At 59.7% G+C, this 20,612-nt stretch carries 14 protein-coding genes and 1 pseudogene; 10 read left to right on the forward strand and 5 right to left on the reverse strand.

Going from position 1 to position 20,612, the window contains the following annotated elements; translation table 11 throughout:
- Positions 1-9: 9 nt before the first annotated feature.
- Positions 10-3,525 carry a chromosome segregation protein SMC gene (gene smc / locus B0W80_RS03905; RefSeq protein WP_076997804.1) on the reverse strand — a complete coding sequence of 1,172 codons (3,516 nt, stop codon included), beginning with the start codon at positions 3,523-3,525 and terminating at the stop codon, positions 10-12.
- Positions 3,526-3,628: 103 nt separating this feature from the next.
- Here smc and B0W80_RS03910 point away from each other — a divergent pair, with 103 nt between their 5' ends.
- The 8 genes from B0W80_RS03910 (at position 3,629) to B0W80_RS36460 (ending at position 14,766) form a co-directional block, all read left to right on the forward strand.
- Positions 3,629-4,138 carry a hypothetical protein gene (locus tag B0W80_RS03910; RefSeq protein ID WP_256856476.1) on the forward strand — a complete coding sequence of 170 codons (510 nt, stop codon included), beginning with the start codon at positions 3,629-3,631 and terminating at the stop codon, positions 4,136-4,138.
- Between the two features lie 800 nt (positions 4,139-4,938).
- On the forward strand, positions 4,939-5,727 hold the full coding sequence (locus tag B0W80_RS03915) for a TnsA endonuclease N-terminal domain-containing protein (RefSeq protein WP_179106821.1): 789 nt from the start codon (positions 4,939-4,941) through the stop codon (positions 5,725-5,727).
- 293 nt (positions 5,728-6,020) lie between these two features.
- A complete protein-coding gene (locus tag B0W80_RS34660) occupies positions 6,021-7,970 on the forward strand; it encodes a DDE-type integrase/transposase/recombinase (protein ID WP_076997806.1) in 1,950 nt (649 codons plus the stop codon).
- Positions 7,967-9,397: an ATP-binding protein gene (locus B0W80_RS03925; RefSeq protein ID WP_083745163.1), complete on the forward strand. Its 1,431-nt coding sequence runs from the start codon at positions 7,967-7,969 to the stop codon at positions 9,395-9,397. The genes B0W80_RS34660 and B0W80_RS03925 overlap by 4 nt, the downstream gene beginning before the upstream one ends.
- Positions 9,398-9,409: 12 nt before the next feature.
- Complete coding sequence (locus tag B0W80_RS36450) at positions 9,410-11,209, forward strand: TnsD family Tn7-like transposition protein (RefSeq protein WP_076997808.1); 1,800 nt, start codon at positions 9,410-9,412, stop codon at positions 11,207-11,209.
- Between the two features lie 27 nt (positions 11,210-11,236).
- A complete protein-coding gene (locus tag B0W80_RS36455) occupies positions 11,237-12,817 on the forward strand; it encodes a TniQ family protein (RefSeq protein WP_076997809.1) in 1,581 nt (526 codons plus the stop codon).
- Between the two features lie 1,214 nt (positions 12,818-14,031).
- Complete coding sequence (locus B0W80_RS03940) at positions 14,032-14,358, forward strand: helix-turn-helix domain-containing protein (RefSeq protein WP_083745172.1); 327 nt, start codon at positions 14,032-14,034, stop codon at positions 14,356-14,358.
- 81 nt (positions 14,359-14,439) lie between these two features.
- Positions 14,440-14,766, forward strand: coding sequence for an MbcA/ParS/Xre antitoxin family protein (locus B0W80_RS36460; protein ID WP_076997811.1), 327 nt, complete (start codon positions 14,440-14,442; stop codon positions 14,764-14,766).
- An 8-nt stretch (positions 14,767-14,774) separates the two neighbouring features.
- Here the strand turns inward: B0W80_RS36460 and B0W80_RS03950 are convergent, their stop codons facing one another.
- From B0W80_RS03950 to B0W80_RS03960, 3 genes are all read right to left on the reverse strand, one after another.
- Positions 14,775-14,987: an AbrB/MazE/SpoVT family DNA-binding domain-containing protein gene (locus tag B0W80_RS03950; RefSeq protein WP_179106822.1), complete on the reverse strand. Its 213-nt coding sequence runs from the start codon at positions 14,985-14,987 to the stop codon at positions 14,775-14,777.
- 603 nt (positions 14,988-15,590) lie between these two features.
- Positions 15,591-15,965, reverse strand: a complete 375-nt coding sequence (locus B0W80_RS03955) for an H-NS family nucleoid-associated regulatory protein (RefSeq protein ID WP_256856477.1) — start codon at positions 15,963-15,965, stop codon at positions 15,591-15,593.
- A gap of 259 nt (positions 15,966-16,224) precedes the next feature.
- Positions 16,225-16,665 carry a hypothetical protein gene (locus tag B0W80_RS03960; protein WP_076997813.1) on the reverse strand — a complete coding sequence of 147 codons (441 nt, stop codon included), beginning with the start codon at positions 16,663-16,665 and terminating at the stop codon, positions 16,225-16,227.
- A gap of 320 nt (positions 16,666-16,985) precedes the next feature.
- Between B0W80_RS03960 and B0W80_RS03965 the strand changes: the two genes are divergently transcribed.
- On the forward strand, positions 16,986-17,672 hold the full coding sequence (locus B0W80_RS03965; protein ID WP_076997891.1) for a hypothetical protein: 687 nt from the start codon (positions 16,986-16,988) through the stop codon (positions 17,670-17,672).
- Between the two features lie 862 nt (positions 17,673-18,534).
- On the opposite strand, the gene B0W80_RS03970 is transcribed toward B0W80_RS03965, so the two are convergent.
- A complete protein-coding gene (locus B0W80_RS03970; protein ID WP_076997814.1) occupies positions 18,535-19,518 on the reverse strand; it encodes an IS5 family transposase in 984 nt (327 codons plus the stop codon).
- Between the two features lie 767 nt (positions 19,519-20,285).
- On the opposite strand from B0W80_RS03970, the pseudogene B0W80_RS36385 reads away from it, so the two are divergent.
- Positions 20,286-20,540, forward strand: a pseudogene (locus tag B0W80_RS36385) (LysR family transcriptional regulator); the annotation flags it as partial.
- Between the last annotated feature and the right edge of the window lie 72 nt (positions 20,541-20,612).

Raw genomic sequence — 20,612 nt, forward strand, 5'->3', positions numbered from 1 at the left:
CACCGCGGGCTATGCGGCTTCGGCCATCGACACGGCGGACTCCATGTCCACCGCCACGATGCGCGAGACACCCTGCTCCTGCATGGTCACGCCGATGAGCTGCTGGGCCATCTCCATCGCGATCTTGTTGTGGCTGATGAAGAGGAACTGGGTTTCGCGGCTCATGGCGGTCACGAGTTTGGCATAGCGTTCGGTGTTGGCGTCGTCCAGCGGCGCATCCACTTCGTCGAGCAGACAGAAAGGTGCCGGGTTCAGCTGGAAGATGGCGAACACCAGCGCGATCGCGGTGAGCGCCTTCTCGCCACCCGACAACAGGTGGATGGTCTGGTTCTTCTTGCCCGGCGGCTGCGCCATCACCTGCACGCCGGAGTCGAGGATCTCGTCGCCCGTCATCATCAGCTTGGCGTTGCCGCCGCCGAAGAGTTCGGGGAACATGCGGCTGAAGTGCTCGTTGACGATCTTGAAGGTGCCGCCGAGCAGCTCGCGCGTTTCGGCGTCGATCTTGCGGATGGCGTCTTCCAGCGTGTTGATGGCCTCGTTGAGGTCGGCCGATTGGGCATCGAGAAAGGTCTTGCGTTCGCGTGCCGTGGCCAGCTCGTCGAGGGCGGCCAGGTTAACGGCGCCGAGCGCGGCCACCTCGCGGTGGAGCCGGTCGATCTCGGACTGCAGGCCGGTCAGCCGCACCCTGTCGTCCTCGATGGACCGGGCGATGGCTTCCATGTCGGCCTGGGCATCGGCCAGCAGCTGCTGATATTGCTCGAAGCCCAGCCGCGCCGCCTGTTCCTTGAGCTGTAGCTCGGTGATGCGCTGGCGCAGCGGGTCGAGTTCGCGCTCGAGTTGCAGGCGGCGCTCGTCGCTGGCGCGCAGCTTGAGGGTGAGGTCGTCGTACTGGCTGCGTGCGGCGCCCAATGAGCTTTCGCGCTCGAGCTTGAGGGACAGCGCATCTTGCAACCCGGCCTGCGCCGCGGCATCGGACAGGCGCCCGAGTTCGGCGCGTGCGCGTTCGTCCTCGTCAGCCAGCGATGCGGCCTGCTGGTTGGCCGTTTCGATCGCACGATTGAGTTCGGCGCGACGCGCTTCGAGAGTGCGCTGCGAGAACACCGCCTCCTGCGCCTGGCGCTCCAGGCTGCGGTGCTGCTCGCGGCTGGCGGTCAGGGCGCGGCCGGCTTCGATCACGCGTTCGTCGAGCTGTGCGTGGCGCTCCTGGCTGTCGGCCAGCTGCATGTCCAGCTCTTCGAAGCGCGCCTCGGCGGCCACACGCTTTTCTTGCAGCTCCTCGAGCTGGGCTTCGACTTCGCCGAGGTCGGCCGACAACTGCTCGCTGCGCGCGCGGGTCTGTTCGGCCAACTGGGTCAGGCGCAATGTCTCGACCTGGATTTCGTGTGCGCGCGACTGCGTGTCTGCCGCCTCGCGCCGGGCCGTGACCAGGCGCTGGGCGGCATCGCCATAAGCCGACTCGGCGCGGGCCAATGCGGTGCGGGCTTCTTCGTTGATGAGCGTCTGGGCGCGCAGCTGGCGTTCCAGGTTTTCCATCTCCTGCTGGCGCGCCAAGAGGCCGGCCTGTTCGGAGTCCTGGGCATAGAAGCTCACGCTGTGGGCCGTGACGGCGTGGCCGCTCTGCACGTAGATGGCCTCGCCGGGCTGCAACCCGCCGCGCTGGCCGAGCGCTTCTTCCAGCGTCGGCGCGGTGTAGCAGCCGTGCAGCCAGTCGGCCAGCAGCGCCTGCTGGCCGGCATCGCCGAGGCGCAGCAGGTCCGACAGGCGCGGCAGCGTGCCGGCAGGCTGGGGCGCAGCGGCGCTCGGTGGGCTGTAGAAGGCCAGCTTGGCCGGCGGTGCATCGCTGCCGAAAGCGCGGACCATGTCGAGCCGGCTGACTTCGAGCGCGCCCATGCGCTCGCGCAGTGCCGCTTCGAGCGCGTCTTCCCAGCCTTGCTCGATGTGAATGCGGCTCCACAGGCCTTGCAGGCTTTCGAGGCCATGCTTGGCCAGCCACGGGGCGAGCTTGCCGTCCGTCTTGACCTTTTCCTGCAGCGCCTTGAGCGCCTCCAGCCGGGCGGACAGCTCGGCATGGCGCGCGCCTTCCGTGTTCACCGCCTGCTGCTTCGCCCGGCGGTCCTCGTCGAGCTGGGGCACGGCTTCCTGCAGCTCGTGCAGGCGCGCATCGGCTTCGCTCGCGCTTTCCTGGGCTGCGGCAAGTTGTTCCTGCATGTCATGAAGGCGAGCCTCGTCGGGCGCGGCCAGTGCCTTCTGGTCGCCTTGCAGGCGCTCGGCGCGTTGCGTGAGTTGACGCACCTGGTCGTCGATGTTGCGCTGGTCCGCCGCCAGCACCTGAATCTGCTGCTGCACCTGCGTGACGCTCGCGCGCTGGGCATTGGCTTCGTCCTGCGCACGCTGCTGCGCTTCTTCGAGGGCGGGCATGCGGGCGTCGTGCTCTTCGAGTTGCGCGGCCAGCAGTTCGGCCTGCTCCTCGGCGTTGACGCCCTGCCCGGCCAGCGTCTCGATCTCGGCCTCGGCGTCGTCGCGCCGGGTGTTCCACTGGCCCGCCTGCTCGGTGAGCTGCACCAGCCGTTGCTCGACGCGCTGCCGGCCTTCGACCACGAAGCGGATCTCGCCTTCGAGCCGGCCGACCTCGGCACTGGCTTCATAGAGCCGGCCCTGGGCCTGGTTGACCTGGTCGCCGGCGGCGTAATGCGCCTGGCGCACCGTCTCGAGGTCGGCCTCGACGTGGCGCAGGTCGGCCGTGCGCGACTCGAGGTCGTTGATGGCCTTTTCGCCGTCGGCCTTGACCTTGGCCTGGTCGCCTTCGCTCTCGCTGCGCTTGAGGAACCACAGTTGATGCTGCTTGCGCGTGGCGTCCGCCTGCAGCGTGTTGTAGCGCGTGGCCACCTCGGCCTGCATCTCCAGCCGCTCGAGGTTGCTGTTGAGTTCGCGCAGGATGTCTTCGACGCGGGTGAGGTTCTCGCGCGTGTCTCCGAGGCGGTTTTCGGTTTCGCGGCGGCGCTCTTTGTACTTGGAGACGCCGGCTGCTTCCTCGAGGAACAGGCGCAGTTCCTCGGGCTTGGACTCGATGATCCGGCTGATGGTGCCCTGGCCGATGATGGCGTAGGCGCGAGGGCCGAGGCCGGTGCCCAGGAACACGTCCTGCACGTCGCGCCGGCGTACGGGCTGGTTGTTGATGTAGTAGCTGGAATTGCCGTCGCGCGTGAGCACGCGCTTGACCGCGATCTCGGTGAACTGCGACCACTGGCCGCCGGCACGATGGTCGGCGTTGTCGAACACCAGTTCGACGCTGGAGCGGCTGGCCTGCTTGCGGGTGGTCGTGCCATTGAAGATCACGTCCTGCATCGATTCGCCGCGCAGCTCGGACGCGCGCGATTCGCCCAGCACCCAGCGCACCGCATCCATGATGTTCGACTTGCCGCAGCCATTGGGACCGACCACGCCCACCAGTTGGCCGGGCAGCAGGAAGTTGGTGGGTTCCGCGAAAGACTTGAAGCCGGAGAGCTTGATGGAGTTGAGACGCACGGCTGATGTGGGCCTGAGGTGAGCCCAAGGTGTTGATTTGTAAGGAAATACTCGCCGGCCAGAAGCTCCGTCGCCGGCTGTCACCCGAGGCCGGGATGATAACGTGCGGGCCATGAGCGATATCCCTCGGCCCTCCCGTCTTGCTGCCTCTTTCGAACGCCGAACGGTCCTCTTCGGCGGCTTGGCTGCGGCGCTCGGCCTGGGCGCCTGCAGCAGCACCGACCGCGCCGAGCCTTACGGCAGCAACGAGTGGCTGCAAAGCGGCGCCAACCGAATCGCCAACCTCGCGCTGCGCGACAACCTGCAGTCGATACGACGGGTGCAGTTGTCGCTGTACCGGCGCAATCCGCGGGAGTGGCGAAAGTGGTCGGCCAGTGCCGAAGATGCGACGCAGCGCACGTGGGACGCGATCACACAGGGCGCGCCACTGCCCCAATTGCGCGGCGCCACGGGCATCGAGTCGATCCGGCTCGCGTTCGAGACCCAGCCCAAGCCATACGACGGCGACCGAATCGCGGCCCTCGTCGTCGGATGGGCAGCCCTGCTCAAACAGGCCAACGGCGACACCTGGGAGCAGACCATGCTCGACGGCGTAAACGCCGACGCCGATTAACTAAGGTTGCTGAGATTTTTGACTAAGCGCCCTAGTCAATTGCCGATACTTTGGCCACACCTTGGCGAACACCCGGCAAGCCCACTGCTGACGGGACCAAGTGGAGCAGCCGTTTCCGAGGAGCCGTAGCACGTCTATTGGGCATCCCGGAGGGTATCCCTGGGAGTCAACGCGTTTAGATCGAGGGAAGAGATCGCTGAGGCTCTGTCACGGGCCACGCAGCAGGCACCCACTACGCCTCTTCAGTGATCCCGTCCTGGCCGCCACGCCAGCCTGTCGTGTCGAGCGCCGCATGGCGCTGCCTACGTGCCTACGAACTCGCCAATGCGATTCACCTTAGGCTCAGAAAGCCACTGCCGAGCAGTTCGTCCGATCGAACCGGACGACTCATCTGTTCTAGCAAGTTCCGATGGCTCTTCGAATCACAACCCATGAGGCCGTTTTGAGCCGCCGCTCGCATCCCTCAGCGAGATCCTCCAACGGCTGTTGAGAACTTACCTCGCCAGTCGCATCGCGGAGTCGTGACCGCATCGCCGGCGGCCAACAGCAATGATCGACGTCACCGAGACGATCACGCCGAGCACCAAGGCTGTCAGGGCTACTAGCGCGTGCTGCTCACTTTGCAGAAAGCACATTTAACGGTAGATACTGTCCGTAAGAGCCGCGATCGAACCAAGTTCGACACAAAAGACGGCTTGAATCTTGCGCTCCGCCCGACTAGGCTAAACCATAGATGACCCTCCCGAAGCGCGCCACCCATCGCTTCGGTTCCCTGCCGGCAATTGCTAATAGGTTGCTACGTGGACTGGCCACACGACCCCTCCCTCTATCCGACGTATCTGCGCCCCCGGGTTAGACGGGGGTTCGGACTGGGCGAGGGCGCCGCCTACCAGCCATGGATCAGAGTAAGGGACTTCGGCTCCAAGGGAACCTGCTCCAACTTCAAAGGCGTCAAGATTCGACGTCCCTTCCACTTCCTCTCTTCTCTGGAGGCGACGAACTACCTGCTGCTAGAACGAGATCCAGATGTACTTGACATTCGAGAGCAGTATCCAATCCTGGATCTGAAGAGCACCCTGCAGCTCTGCGCGCAGCACAAGATCAAGCATGGCAAGCGATCCGGCTTTCCGGAGCCATTCACCATTGACTTTATGGTGACTAGGCGCGAGGCATACGGAACATCCATCCAAGCGCAAAGCATCAAATCGGCCGCGGACCGCAGACTTCCGAAGGTCCAGGAGCGCCTGAACATTGAGTATCAATGGTGCAAGGAAGTTGGAGTTCCGTGGGCTTGCGTTGAGACCGAAGATTTCACCAAACAGCTCCTGCGCAACCTTCGATTCATTAGGCGCTGGTTCGTAGACCGGTACGACCCCAATGAGGAGTCCGCGCAGCGCTTTGCTGATGCCTTCGCGAGGAGCTATCAACTCGGGACACCACTGACTGAACTCATCCGCATGGCGGGCTCGCGGTGTTGTTACCGGCATACGGCGGAGAACCTCTTTCAGTACTGCGCTTGGACAAATCTGCTCAAAGTTGATCTTCGTCGGCCGATCTCACTAAACCACAGCGTAGTCCTTCATCTATGACGACTGAGTCCTATCCACCCGCAGAAACCACCCAGGTGGCAATCGGACTGCTTCTGCGATTCGCAGACTCCAAAACCAAGAATCCGATGCGCATAACGCACGTCTTCAGAAGCACTGTCTACGTCACGGAGTATTCAACCCCGTCTGCAGCGGCTTCAGCTCGGAAGCCTCATCGCCTCTCCAAGCACGAGGTGACGAGAGATCTCGAGTCGGGTAGAGCTGAACTCTGCAAGGCCGCACTGCCAGAGGAGCTTTTTCGAAGGCATCCCGCTCCGCGGACTGAAGAGAATTGCATGCCAAACGCACTCAGGGACAAACAAACCTGCGACATCGCGCTGTCTTGGATAGCGCCACTCATAGAGACCTTCGATGTCGAGGCGAACCTGGCGCGCAAGCGCTTCAAGTCAGAGATCCAGAATCGAGCCGATGAACTTGACATGAGATTTCTCACGCTCTGGCGCCTGATACTTCGCTACTACTACTTCGGACGCATTAAAGAAGGCCTCACACCGTTGGTTCCAGGCCCGGAGCCTGGAACGAACAAGGTAGTCTCAACGTCGGAAGGGCAACGCGATCAGAACTCAGTTAGGCATCGGCGAGGCCGCCAACCACTGTTGACAGGACGTCGCGTGACAAACACCTTCGTCGTCGACGAGGAGGATGTTCTTGAAATGGTCAGCGCCACCAAGCGATGCACCCACGGCCCAACCACGCTCGTAGCCGCACACGACGATTACATGACGACTGAATTCGCGAAGCGGTATCCGGAAATCTATGCAGACTATATGAGTGGTCTTCGCGTCTTGCCTGTGACGTATGCCCAGTTCCGGAGATACATGAAGGCTCACATCGAGTTCGACGAAGACATTGCCCGCAATCTCCCCGCACTCGCCGGAAATGACCCCGGACATCCATCGGACACAAGTGGGCCAGGCGACATCTATGAGGTCGACGCGACAGGCGGAAGGATCGCATTGGTGACAATAGACGAGTACGGCAATGCGATCTTGGTGGGCAGCCCATGGATCTATATCGTCGTCGATAGATGGAGCCGTTACATCGTCAGCATATATGTGACCTTGGGCTCTCCGTCATGGGAGGAAGTCAAATACGCCCTCCTTGTCGCCTTTACGTCAAGGGTGTCTCGATTCAGATTTCTCGGCATCGAGATAAGCGACGAGGTCTGGCCAGTTGGTCGCGTCTGTTCCGTAATGGCGCATGACCGTGGAAGCGAGTTCATTGGCGGCTGCTACCTTGAAGCAGCCGTACAGGATCTAAGAATCGAGTCGCACACCATGCCCCCATTTAAACCGGATTGCAGAGCGGTGATCGAGCGACTTAATCTTGCTCTCAAAAAAAGGATGGCGAGCTCTCGCTTGCCTGGCGTCTATGCCGATCGCCCTCTCGATCCCCCTTCAAGGCGACACACCAAGAACGCCCAGAATATTGCAGCGACCAGCCTACGAGACATTTATAGCTCCCTCATCAATATCGTTATTGACCACAACAACGCGCCACACAAAATGCTAGAGAGTGACGAAAGAATGATCCAAGCAGGGGTTCCCCCGACTCCGCAGGCCGCATACCTCTGGGGTTGCCGTGAACTGACAGGTGCAAGGGTATCGCCATTGACCGAACAGGATCTAATGCATCGACTTTATTCGGTCGGAACAGGATCAATTGCCAAGGAGCGACTGAAGTTCGAGAAGCGTCTTTACGAGCCTAGTGACGAGAAGGCGATTCCGCTGGCGCGGTCATCGACGAGCAATCCACGATCAGTCAAAGTGCGATTCGACAAAACCTTCCCCGAGGAGGCCTTTGTGGTCAGCAAGACCGGCGCATGGTCCTCGTGGAAGATGATTGAGACAGATCGCCAACAAATCCGGGGAGTAACGATAGACGAGGAGAAGGCGCTCGAGACGCCAGGCAAACTGCTCAAGGCAGAAGCAGAAGACCGGAGCAGGAGACGTCGGTACTCGCAACGAAAAAGCATTGCACCTGCTCGGCAACCCCCGATACATGCCAACAAGGCAGAGACTGCGGTCCTTCGCCACGACGATACCTCTGAGATGAAACAAGGACTGACCGGCAGGAACAGCGAGCCGACCATCAACACCACGGCACATAGCGCTGCCGCTACTCCGAGTTGGAAGCAGTTGGAGGACGCCGAGCGTGTTGCGATCATCAGTAGGACGATTGAACGTAGAGCAGCAGCAGGCGGCGATGAAGGTGCAGCATCATGAAGCACTACGAATCAATCCCAGCCATCTACACCCAAACCGGCGTTAGTAGATTTGATGGCAACCCATTGATCGAGGCACTCCCTCCCTTAGAAGTCTCCAAAGAAAAAATCTTGGAGAGAATTGAATTCAACCCTCCGAAGTTTACGGGTGCAGACAGAACAAAGGGGGATCTAGTCCGCATTGCTGAGTTATCACGCATCGCGTCGGTGATCTACCCATTTGCAGAGTACAGCCGCACGGCTGCAAACGCAACAATGAACCTTCGCGAAGCGTATGTAGCTCGCAATCCCTTGACCCCGCTTGGACAAAGACGCCGAACATTGATAGGGACAATGACCGATGAGCAGAGCCTATCTGCCTCGCAGTTGAGGTCAACAGCACTTGGGCAGACGATCTTGGGCGTCACTGGAAGCGGAAAGACCACCTTCGGTAGGCGCTTCCTCGAGCCATACTGTGTCGTCATTGAGCATACGGAGTATCGGGGTAGACCTTTCATGTGCCGTCAGATTCCCGTGATTCACATGAACGTGATGCACGACGCCACCATGCTTAGCTTTTGCATCCAGTTTTTTGATGCCATCGACCGCATACTCGGGAATACACACTATGCCCGTGAAGCGAAGAGTATTCGGCGCATCGCTTTGATGGCATTGCTCGCGCAAAAGGTTGCGACGGCTGTCTCGCTAGGCGGAGTATTCATCGATGACCTTCAGCACTTGCGGGCCGCAAGAAGTGGCCAGGCGGAAATTGTCCTTAACTTCTTCAGCCAATTCATTGAACTCGCTGGCGTCTCAATTATCTTTGCTGGAACACCTGCGCTCGGACCTGTGATTGAGAAGAGTGTAAGGAACGTCCGGAAGATGACATCAGGCGGGGCGACGAGCTTTCCGTTGATGGGGCGAAACGATCCCCAGTGGAGCGCGTTCTGCGACGCGCTTTGGGGTTACAGAATCGTAAGGAATCTTGGACCGCTTGACAAATCAACGCGCGCCGCTTGGCACAACTGCTCGGGTGGAAATCCCGCCTTCACCGCTATGAGTTTCTTGCTTGCACAGAGACAGGAGATTGGCAGCCGAGAGGTCGTCGATAGCACAGCTTTTGAGAGAGTCGCGGCGACGGAAATGAGCTTCCTTCGGCCCGCCATCAATGCTGTTCTTTCAAAAAGACAGAACCACCTTGAGAGGTTCGATGATCTTGTCTTCAAGGGCGATCTTGACGATCTGAGGGAGTGGGTTGGACGAGAGGAATCGAGGACGGAGGGATCCAAAATCGATCCTGAGTTTGAACAAGTTCAGCATGCTGAAGAACTAAGCAAGCCGCGCAAGCCTCGAGTCAAAGCACGATCGAAATCAGGCACTGGCAAGGCCCACTCAAAGACTCGACGTCCGGCGCCGGAGCCTCTGCCTACCATAGCGCCCAGAATCTGAGCGGCGACCACCATGTCAACGAACGGCCCCCTTCCCTATGCGCCTCCTCATCTGGAAGACGAGACTCTCTACAGCTATCTAGGCCGGCTGAACGCGTACAACTGTTTGGGTCTAGGCCGACGATTTTTGCACTCGGTCTTCGGCTCTGGCAAGGAAATCTCCAGCGCAGATCTTCCCACCACTCTCGCCGCGATGATTCGGCAATGGCCTGAGGTAAGCCCCTATCCAACGATCATGGAGGTTATTGAGAGGAGCACCAACTATCCGTACCATCGTCCGTTCATGCCATGCGCACGTTGGGAAGAACTTGTCGAGCGCGCTTCTCACGGCCCCGGCGGAACGCTGAAGATCTGGCTTGGTCTCGTCGCCCAGCGGTTCTCTGCTACCGCTACGTTTCGCTCCTGCATTGAATGCGACAGATTTTCTTGGGATATGAACGGAACGCTCTATTGGCGCCGGTCCCATCTGCTCCCCGGTGTTGTCATCTGCCCGATTCATCAGATTCCGCTTGTAGAGCATTTTGCGCAGAGTAAGGACACAGTACGGACCGCGTTACGCTTGCCTCCATTGCTTGGAGCACCCATCCATGTGAGTCGAGTCTCCCTTGAGCCTCTTACACGCTTTGCCCTTACTTCCAGCGACGTCCTAAGGGCAACTCCGTCTGGTCTGACCGGCGACCTTTGCAGTGAGACGTATTTGAATAGGCTGAGGGAGATGGGGCTTTGTAGTGCCTCGGGACGCATTAGGTGGCAACAGCTCTCGTCCCTCATCCTTCAAGAGAATCGATTCTTTGACGATTGGAGGGTCGGGAGCCGTATCGCACAGCATTCTGGATGCGCGCTCGTCTGGCTCCGCGGCTTACTCAACGGTCACGGGAAGCTTTCTCATCCGCTCACTCACGTAGTACTCATCAATTGTCTGTTCGGCTCATTTTCCGGCTATGTGGCGATCGTCAAACAGAATCGCACTGAGTGCGACAACTGCCTACCGGCGGTAGCGGCGCCCCCGTTCGCATTAGATACCAGGTCCGATGCAGGGGTGTGTTCGGTTAGAAGTCTCATGCTCATTGAGGTCGATAGTTGTGCCTCAATCGCTGCACGGCGACGAGAGGATCTCCCCCTTCCAATCGCCGGCCGATCCACGCCCATAACGACGCATCGCATCGCCAAGGTCGAGACAATGCTCAGATCGGGTACGACGCCCGTCAACGTCGCCAAACTTGCGCGGCTCTCATTGAGCTCTGTGTACCGGATTCGCAGGGCGATGCTAGCTAGGGCCATAGCCCGCCCCGACGCAGCAATGTTGGAGAATTTTCGCCAGAGATGGCTTCAGACTCAACTGGCTGGACACTCTGTGCGCCAGCGCCGAGTCCTCGACGGAGAGGCATATGCATGGCTCTATCGCCATGATCGTCAGTGGCTGACGAGCGGTTCTGGCCTATCAGATCCGCCGATCAGCCAATCGATTCATCGAGCCAGAGTCGATTGGGAGAGCCGCGATAAGCAATATGCGGAGCGCATCGCGGCCATCGCCTTGGCACTGAAATCTCGGTTGCCGCGACCTCGGGTGTCCACTGCGGCCTTGATGCGCATGATCGCGCCGCTGAGTTCGATCCGCTCTCATCTGCATCGCCTTCCCCTTTCCCAGGGGGCCTTGATTGGGTATTCGGAGAGCATCAGCGAGTATCAGAGGGAGCGATATGCCTTTGCCTCTCGCGCATTGTCTAGTTCTGGTGGGATCTTTCCGGAATGGAAAGCCCTTCGACTCGCTGGACTACGGCGACGTCCCGATGGTGAACTGTCATCTCCATAGGGGAAACGCGTGCGACCCTTTCCACAAATGCCTGAGCGGTATCCGGATGAGCTAGTAGGCAGTTTTCTGACTCGCTTCATCGACGCGAACGCGTTGGGTTCCAAATACGCGCTCTTGAAGTGGCTTGACCTACCGTCGATCTCGTACGGCTGGCAGTTCATGGACATCAGCGTCCTTACGCCCATCTGGATCTCTTTGGCCGAGCGACTCGAGATCGGCTTGTCAGACTTGATTTGCGAGCTCAGCACCAAGCCCTACTGGGCATGCTTCCAAGCAAAGCGACGACGAGCACCATCCGTCGAATCGGCCCTTGGGAACCTCGAGGGTAAGCTTCCATTCTCCCCGGACTTTCTCCGCTCTCCGTCGCACACTCGATTGGAACTTCAGTTCTGTGCTCAGTGCGCCCGCCAGGACCTTCGATCTATCGGCGTCCCGAGCCTGCGTCGGAGTCATCAGCTCCCGGGAACCTTCGTATGTCACGAACATGCCCTGCAACTTATTCACCGGTGTCCGAACTGTGCAACGGTTCTCGCACCTAGATCCGACTTGGTTCGGATCTCATTGACATGCCCGGTGTGCGGATGTGACCTTGGGGACCCCACAGCGGATGTAGTTGGAAGATCCACGCCCATCTTCCGGCTTGCCGTATTCGAACACGACTGCCTCCATTCGGCCGAAGCGCCGCGTCAAGCCAGCGAAGTGGCCGGCTTCGTTAGGAATTTCTGTCGCGAATCGAATATCAACATGAACGCAGTGACGATGGAAGCCTTCGGAAGCGCTTTTAATTCCTGGCGCCGAGAGTCATTTGGAGGTACGGCCCACGCAACGAGGATTGACCTTCAAGGCATGCCTACACTTTGTGCTTGCCTAGTTGCTCTAGGGTTCACGCACCACAGTCTTCACGCAGCAATCGCGAACTCTGCACCTACCGTCGAACCGACTACGCGCCGGGTGATTCGACCGAAAAGCGCTTCGGAAGCCCGCAAGGAACTGTTGGCGTTGGTTACTGGAGGCCAGAAACTCAACTGGTGCATTCTCCGGACGCGTCATTCTTCCATCTATTGGTGTCTAGTACTCAACGACTTCGCATGGCTCGAAAAGCAACTGGGATTTTGCCGCGTAGGGTTGACAATTCCCCCGGTCCGTCAAGATCGCCGCGCAGCGTTCTACGCCAAAAAGCAGAAACAATCTGACGCACGTACAAGACTTCTTTATCGAGATCCTGGGTGGTTGGCCGAGGCGCTCAAGAGCTCTAGCAATGAACGGTTGGCCAACCGCGACGACCACCTTGTCTGCCTGATTCAGAAGGCGAAGGCTAACTGGTTCGCTCGATCGGGGCGTCCCGAGAGATTCTCTCAGGAACGCGCTGCCGAGGTGGTTGGATTGAAACTGCATAGGCTTCGTCTCCTAAATCAACGACTACCTTTGGGTCCAGAGTCGCCTCTTTGGGAGTCGTCGACACACTACCGGTTGCGGGTTCTGCGATGGACATTCGAAAGATTCTCCAACTGCGGAACCCTGCTGAGTTCAAGTCAGTTATTGCGAGAGGCAAATCTTCGCAATACGCCCGATCTCCGGTCCCTGGCCGCAAGAATTATGCACCCTTAACACAGCTGAGTAAGTTTGAAACATTGCGTTTAGAGCGAGGTTAGTCGTGGAGCGATCAGGGAGCTTCCCATTCGATTGACAATCGCCACACGCTCTCGAGCCCCTCCTCTGCCTGCTCATTCATTTGGTCCGGGCAATGCCGCGAACACAACGGGAGCTCCTGACCAAAATACCGCGCGCGTGTGCATCGCGCGCCACATACGAGACAGGCTTCTGATGCTAGCCTTTCTGCCTCACAGACAATCGCGTCGATGCGTCTCGTTAGCGTCGTCGGCACCTCGCTGTTGACATGAACAAGCGCCCGACGCGAACTACCCCCGATGTCGACTAGGAAGCGAGAGCGATCGTTCAACGAATAGAAGAACCACCCCGTCCCATTCTCCTCTCGCAAGCAAACCCAGTGGAACTTCAGACCCCGTAGGACGACGATTTGGTCGATCTTCTCGCATGCGCGGACCAGGATTGGCACCCAACCACGATACAGCACGAGACCGACGTGCGGACCGTCGAACATATAGGGGAAACGTGCGCGTGGATCACCGAGCTTCGCGTCTCTATCGCTCAAACGCGCTGAGGTGACATCGACTGCTTGTTGGAACGTCTTCGGTCGCGGCTTTGCTCGCCGCCAGAAGGCTGGCTTGCGCTTCAGGACGGGCTGCACCGTACCACCCGACTGGCTTTCCAGTTCCGCCCAACCAGACTGATGACGAGGCACACCCGCTTGATGCTGATCGCTCATGACAGTAGCTCCACTTTCGAAGCGCTGCTAAGGCGCGCTGAATTGGATCGGCCGTGCAGAATCTCGAAGGGAGGTTGGCTACGAACCACCCCCACAGCATTGCCGTGCCTCTCCATGCCAGTACCTCCGCCACGTCGAAGACGTGATTGCGCTCCATGCCAGGGTGACTCACCAACACGCACCGGCTCCGCGAAGGAAGATCACACAGGCAACTTGACAAACTGACGCATGTAGCATAGATGCTGGGGCATAAATGTACAAATCGGCATTGTGACAGTTGGTCTCAACGGATCTCGTCAAAGCATGAGCCGTATGCCGGCTGGTTCCCCTTCTCGCTTGTGTACAGGCCAACCTTCTTGCGGCATAGCGCTAGGCAACAACCAGCCAAGAAGAGGGATTTCTTCTGGACAGCACATCCTCACTTTGTAGCAACTATGCGAGTGCATAAATGCGACGCAGCGGCGAGATTCGCTGCATGCGTAGCCCCCCCGATCCGGCGTTACTCCGGGCGGTCGCAGCGGAGCTCAAGGCGCGCCGCGCAGCGCTTGGTCTGAATCAGGAAGCGCTCGCATTTGCAGCCGGCGTTGACAGGACATTCGTAGCCCGTCTGGAGACCTGTTCGACCTCGCCTTCGCTGGGAACCCTTTTTCGCCTCTCAACCGGGCTGGAGACAGACCCCGGCGAACTGGTGAGCGCGATTGCCAAGCGGTATAGGAAGGAGCACCGGGCTGCGGTCGTTCTGGACTCACTTCAGGATGCGCCCAAAAAGACAACGCTCGGCTCCAAGAAGCCGAGCGGGTGATCTCCGGCTCCTGAGAGCACAACGAAACAATCCCTCCCGACCTGGCGTCAGACATGGGTGTGACGAAACAGGAATGCTCCGTTGGCTTGGGTATGCGTCGCCGCCAGAGCCAAGACATGTGCATCCAGATTTGCACCTCCCTGTGCCGCAAAGCGCGCGGTTGCTTGCACTGCTCCGGTTCGTTGGAAGCGTGGAAAGGATGCTGAGGAATCGGGCCATATCACGCCCACAACTTGGATCGCCTCCTGGCTGAAGGCTCCCCGCCCTGACTTGGGCGGTCGGCGTCCTGAGGACTACCTGGACACCGATAAGGGTCGAACTCTTCTATTCGACCTTCTCGGCCGCATGCAGAGCGGCGCGTTCGTTTGCCCCGCTGTCGTCTGCGGAGACCTCTTCAGCAAGTCGTGAACGCCCGTTCAACGGCTCAGGTCCTCTACGGAGAACTTGGGCTGATCCGACCGGGTAAGAATTCCTGCAAGGTCAGCCAGCTTCCTGCGTTTGACGCGCATGACGACCGTACCATCGCTGAGTTGCGAAAAGGCCAGCTTTGTGCCGGGCGTGAGCCCCAGGCTTGTGCGCAGCGCCTTGGGTAACGTGATCCGGCCTCTCGACATCAGGGTCGTTTCCACGACCATGATTCTCCTCAGGTTCAACGAAGCGCGCAAGTGCCATCCCGCCTGCGTGCCGAAAAGCGTGCCAACGAAGCGAGCAATCGAAATCGACCGGCCGAATTCGATCCTGACTACGTGAGTTCGCGGAAATTCACATCGAGTACGTCACTGACATTCGCCAGTGGATACGGGCCTCTCCCCGAGGCCGCCCTACGGGGATTGGCTATGACGGCTTTTGAACATCCATCATCGTTCATCAAGTCAGCTCGCAACCCGGCATCGACCAACCGAACCGAGATTGTCAGCGCGAATGGCTACTCGGAATTCCCTCGCGCGTGGGTCGTGAGGCCGCCGCGCGGGCGGCAGTGGCAACCGCCAGCTGGCCAAAGACTGCAATGGTGAGTGATTCCACATTTGCCTATTGAGCCACATTTGCTGAACAGCAATGTGGCGATAAGCCATAACTTAGCTGATTGATAAGGAACTGAACAGCTAATTCCAGTTTCCGCCCTAGCTGCTGTGCAACAGGCACCTGATCTTCAACAACTGCGACGAAGACAAGGGCCAGCGCAACGGCATCACGTCCATGAAGATGCTACTCGCGCACGAACGGCCCCGCCCCTAGATTTCGAAATCGGAGAGCGTCTTGCCCTGCGCAAGTGCTGCGCTGAGCCAGCTCGGCTTGCGCCCGCGCGTCCCCCCCACCCAGGTCTCCCCATTCGGGCCGCGATAGGTTGGGCCGGTCGGGGCCGCAGCGGCGCGGCGGCTCGGCACCGCAGACTTGCCGGTCAAGCCGAGTTCCTTCGCGGAAATCCCGTACTCCGCGATCTTCCGTCGCAGGTCCTGCAGGACCTCGCTGATTTCCTCCTGGCGCTGCTTCGCGGCGACGGCCCTCAGGTGCGCGATTTGCTCTTCGCGCTCCTTGATCTGCGCTTCGATGTCGGCGATTGAAAGGGTTGCCATTGCTCTGTAGGTCTTGTGGATGCGCCAGATCATAAGGGTGACGGCGGTGCGCGCGGCTGGGAGATACCCAGGCGACTTCGCGAGCGACGCCCTACCCTCCTGTACCCGGGCCATTCATCAGGAGGACGTGCGTGCATCTGAGACAGAGCGCGGTGCGGGAGCGCGTGGAGTTGGGCAAGAGCCAAGAGTGAATCCGGCGTCGTCTTAGCCCGTGTGCAGCCTTCGCGGCATAGCGCGCCCGAAAAAGGGCCTCCAGTTGGAGGCCGGTCGTTTGTCAGGAGGTGCGGATGCCTCAATGCGGCATTCGAGGCTCGCCTCGCATGAGGTGGCTCTGAAGCTCTTGCGCCGCCTGTCGTGGCAAGCAGATGACGTACTTGGGCGGCTTCTGCTTAGCCAAGTCCTCCTCGATATAGCGGATGACCCGAATCCAAGCACCGATTTCGGCGCGGAAACGCTCACGAACGATTTCGACATCGGCCCCGTCCAATCGAGCGATCCCGGCTTCGTCATCGACGGCGAGGCAAATCGAAATCCTAAGGGTGGCGTTCGTTGCCATATCCTGCACAACTTGCGGCCGCTCGAGCGTCTGCCCAGGGAAGAGCCGCGCCGTACCGGTCACGTAGTCGACTTCGAACCTGCCACCTTGCTCAAGCATCGTGGTCCAACTCTTGGCTCCCAGACCCTCGAAGAGGCAGGTAAATAGCGAGGCAAGCTGTTCATCGTCGAATTTCATCGTTCAGTTCCTAGTGGTGAGGCCGGCTCCTCGCCCCGACGTGGAGCGATGACGAAGCGGCCATCAATCCATGTAGTGCTGCGAGGGCCGCATGAGCGCAACTTTTTTGGGGTCGAGGGAAAACACCCCGTAAACAGGGGAGTTTTTTGAACGAAGATTTTTTGCGAATGGCCTGGCGCACCGCCCCGTGTCTCGCCCACCGCCCTCCGCCCGCAGGGCCGAGGTACTTGGTCGGCCGGCAATCGCGCAAGATGATCCGAACCTTTCAGACGCTGCGACGGAGCAAACGTTTCCAACTGCCCCCCGAAGAAGGCGGCCTCATGAAACGTTATCGCTGGTTTCGGGCCGAGTGGCCAATGGGAATGCGCGCCTTGGCCAAGCGGTTAAAGTCGAAGGCGTTCGACGAGGACAGCGCGGATGGCTTCGTTCTAGATCGCGTCCGCGACGACTGCATCGAGGGCCGATTCATCGAGCGTTTCGAGTACGACGACATCATCACCGACCCGTTTGGGAAGGAACTTACGTTTCATCGAGTTGACTACAACCAGTGCGAGTTCCGAACCTTCGACGCGTCGCCTGGGCTAGAGCTTGTCGACGCCCCACGAAGTGTCCAAGCGATGGTGAGCCGGATGTTGGAAGCCACAGACTTTGCTTTGGCGATCAGTCCTCTCTCCGTGAATGTACTTGACTGGGCTGATACTTTTCAACGCGCGGCGAAGGTATCGGGACTCGTGGATTCGATGCAGCTTGGGGCGCTGGAGTTGGCCTCTGGAATCTCCGCCAAGGCTGTGATTCGTGGTGACACGGATGTTCGAGAGGTAGGTGCGACCTTAATCGAGGGCCGACGACACACATTAGAAAAGCTTCAGCTTCGGCTGCCAGGTCTACAGCGGACAAAAGTCGTCTTGACGAATGTTGGCTCGGTCAAGCTTGAATCTGAAGTCGCAGACGAGTTGCTGCCCGCACTGCGGGCGTCCCTGACGAGCGTGTTGAGTAAGGAACACTAAGACTGCCCGGCTCAGGCAGAGCAACCTCACAACGTGACATGCCCCTTCACTCCCAATCTCACTCTGGTGCCGGCGGCAAGTGCCGGCACAACCGATCATGCCTTTCACGCGCAAACGCCGGACTGCATGCGCCTTAGCAGCGTCGCCAGCAGTGCGCGGGCGTCGGCGACGTCAAGGTACTCGTTTGGCTGAAGTCCACCGAGGCTGGATTAGGGCTGCACCAGCCATTGGGCCATCCATGCGGCGACATCAAAGTCGGGGTGGTCAGATGATTCCAGCATGATTTGCTCGGCTTCACCAATGAGCCGCGCCAAGCCCAGCAGCCGTTCGCCTTCCAGTCGTCCGAGGGGCCGTCCCAGCCGGGCTTTTCGTGCGAGCCTACTCGGCGAAAAGGTCCAACCAGCTGCACAGCTGCGACCGGGAAACATCGAGGTTCCTGGCGCCTTCGGTGCAATTCCAGAGGTAACCCGCGTGTGACAAGGTTGTTCCGGTCGACGGGCTCCATCGCCCAATAGTCGCGATAACCCGCGGGCCGATCAAGCAGGCTGCCGTGGTCCATGAACATGAGCATAGGGAGCCCTCTGCTGAAGTTTAACCTGCGTCGAAATGCCCTTGCACGCGCTTTATTGCTCAGGGGCGCCGATGAGCTTGGCGGCAGTGGACGGCGCACTGTTTGCGCCCTCCCTTGCGTCTGCGTCGTGCTAGGGATGGTCTGCAGAACACGATCTGCAATCACGACTGAATGAGCAAGGTGATGCCGACGCAATCAGATGACTCGATCGAGCAAGCTCGGCAACGATTTGCTGTGCAGGGCAGCCACTGCGGCCGCCTCGCAAGCCCGCTTCGGGCCTCGCAGACGCACTCATCCCCCGACCTCCATCAACTTTCGCCGTGCCATCCACAGGTTCGACAACGCGAACAGCGTGACGATCTGGGCCGTGTTCTTCGCCAAGCCGCGATAGCGCACCTTCGTGAACCCGAACTGCTGCTTGATCACCCGGAACGGGTGCTCGACCTTCGCTCGGATGCTGGCCTTCATCTTCTCCACACGCTCGGCCACGAACTCCGGCTCGATGAACGGGTTGAGCAGCCTGCGCTTGCCCGGGCGCATCGCCACATGCCACGTCGGCCCTGCGGCCTCCGCTCGCTTGTGCACGCCCTGGTAGCCCGAGTCCCCGAAGGCCGCGTGCTCCTCGCCGTGCAGCAGCGCTCCGGCGACGTTGATGTCGCTCACATTGGCCGACGTACCCACCACCGTGTGCACCAGCCCCGACGCAGTGTCCACGCCGATGTGGGCCTTCATTCCGAAGTACCACTGGTTGCCCTTCTGGGTCTGACGCATCTCCGGGTCGCGCTCGCCTTCGGCGTTCTTGGTCGAACTGGGCGCGGCGATCAGCGTGGCATCCACCGCAGTGCCGGTGCGCAGCAGCAGGCCCTTGGCTTGAAGGATGTCATTGACCACGCGCAGCATGTCAGCGGCCAGGTTGTGGTCCTCCAGCAGATGGCGGAAGCGCAGGATGGTGGTCTCGTCGGGCAAGCGGCTCACGCCGTCACCCAGGCCTGCAAACTCCCGGTACAGCGGCACGTCGTGCAGCGCCTCTTCCATGGCTGGGTCGCTCAGACCGAACCACTGCTGAAGATAGTGAATGCGCAGCATCGTCTCGATCGCAAAAGGCGGCCGACCAGTCTTGGCCCGGGGGGTGTGCGGTTCGACGATCTGGACCAGCGCGCTCCAGGGCACCACCCGATCCATCTCGTCGAGAAACTCGCGCTTGCGCGTCTTCTTCGTCGACAGATTCAGGCCCAGACCGAGCTGATTCGGGGGAGTCATGCGGTTGGAAATCATGGGGTCAGATCAAGCAAGGCTCGGGCCTGTTTTGCAGACCTTCCCTAGAAACGATCGAGAGCATCGAGAGGCGAATCGTGAATGTGACACGGAAGAAGATGCGCAACTGCTCGAACTCTTCTCATTCGGTTCCATGCTTTGTCATTCTGACCCTGCGAACATCGAAAGGAATGGTGGCGTCTGGTGTGGGCGGGGCGCCTTCCCAAGCCGCGTTCTGGAAGTGAGAGCAGCGAGACGATCAACAGATCATCGACTGGTATGTGGTCCTCGCTCTTCGAGATGTCGACCTGAGCGCTGGTGTGGGCAGGCGGGCGCGGGTGTTCTGGGCGATCACCAGCGCTACATGCTGCATCTTCAATAGGCGGCCTTGCCCATGGTACGTGTTGCGATGAGCCATCTTCTTGACCATTGGCTCAGTCTGCGCCTTGACGATCGCATGGTGCGACACGATTAACCGCATAGCTCTTTGCAGTCCTGCATTTCGATTGTCGCTTAGTAGCATTGCTTTCTCCCGTCAGAGAAGTTTCCTGCGGCAACATCGATGTTCTGTTATCTGAACTTGGCACAATGAATCATTGCGGCATCGGGCTTTGATCCTTTCCCGATGTATTTGTGCTCTATCAGGACGCGCCGATTCCCAGGTCAATCTGTTTAATATTCCGTATGAGCTCTGGAGCCTGATGCTCTTTCCACCCAACGCTGGAGCATTTGGTATGGACCATTTCGGTTCTGAATCTCACTTTGCATGACGCATGACGAGAGTTGCCATGGAACTACGCCACCTTCGCTGTTTCCTGGCTGTCGCTGAAGAACTCCACTTCGCGCGCGCGGCGGAACGACTGCACATCGAGCAGTCGCCGCTGTCGCGGGCCATCAAGGAACTCGAAGAGGACCTGGGCGTGCAGCTGTTCGTTCGGACCACGCGCAGCACGCGGATCACGCGGGCCGGCAAGCTGCTGTTGGAGCATGTGCCCCGCATCTTTGCCGCGTTGCAGCAGGCTCGCGATAGTGCGAAGGCCGCACCCGCGCCGCGCTTCCGACCCGCAGGGACGCGACAATTGGAAAGTGACCCGGTGAAGAAGGTAGGACCACGC

Origin of the sequence: Variovorax sp. KK3, assembly GCF_001984055.1 — a bacterium.
Classification (GTDB): Bacteria; Pseudomonadota; Gammaproteobacteria; order Burkholderiales; family Burkholderiaceae_C; genus Variovorax.

Excerpts from the sequence above, each read along its gene's own strand:
- B0W80_RS34660 (WP_076997806.1), top strand. The coding sequence starts at position 6,021 with ATGCCAAACGCACTCAGGGACAAACAAACCTGCGACATCGCGCTGTCT.
- B0W80_RS03970 (WP_076997814.1), bottom strand. The coding sequence starts at position 19,518 with ATGATTTCCAACCGCATGACTCCCCCGAATCAGCTCGGTCTGGGCCTG.
- B0W80_RS03940 (WP_083745172.1), top strand. The coding sequence starts at position 14,032 with ATGCGTAGCCCCCCCGATCCGGCGTTACTCCGGGCGGTCGCAGCGGAG.
- B0W80_RS36450 (WP_076997808.1), top strand. The coding sequence starts at position 9,410 with ATGTCAACGAACGGCCCCCTTCCCTATGCGCCTCCTCATCTGGAAGAC.
- B0W80_RS03965 (WP_076997891.1), top strand. The coding sequence starts at position 16,986 with ATGAAACGTTATCGCTGGTTTCGGGCCGAGTGGCCAATGGGAATGCGC.
- B0W80_RS03960 (WP_076997813.1), bottom strand. The coding sequence starts at position 16,665 with ATGAAATTCGACGATGAACAGCTTGCCTCGCTATTTACCTGCCTCTTC.
- B0W80_RS03955 (WP_256856477.1), bottom strand. The coding sequence starts at position 15,965 with ATGATCTGGCGCATCCACAAGACCTACAGAGCAATGGCAACCCTTTCA.
- B0W80_RS03925 (WP_083745163.1), top strand. The coding sequence starts at position 7,967 with ATGAAGCACTACGAATCAATCCCAGCCATCTACACCCAAACCGGCGTT.
- B0W80_RS36455 (WP_076997809.1), top strand. The coding sequence starts at position 11,237 with ATGCCTGAGCGGTATCCGGATGAGCTAGTAGGCAGTTTTCTGACTCGC.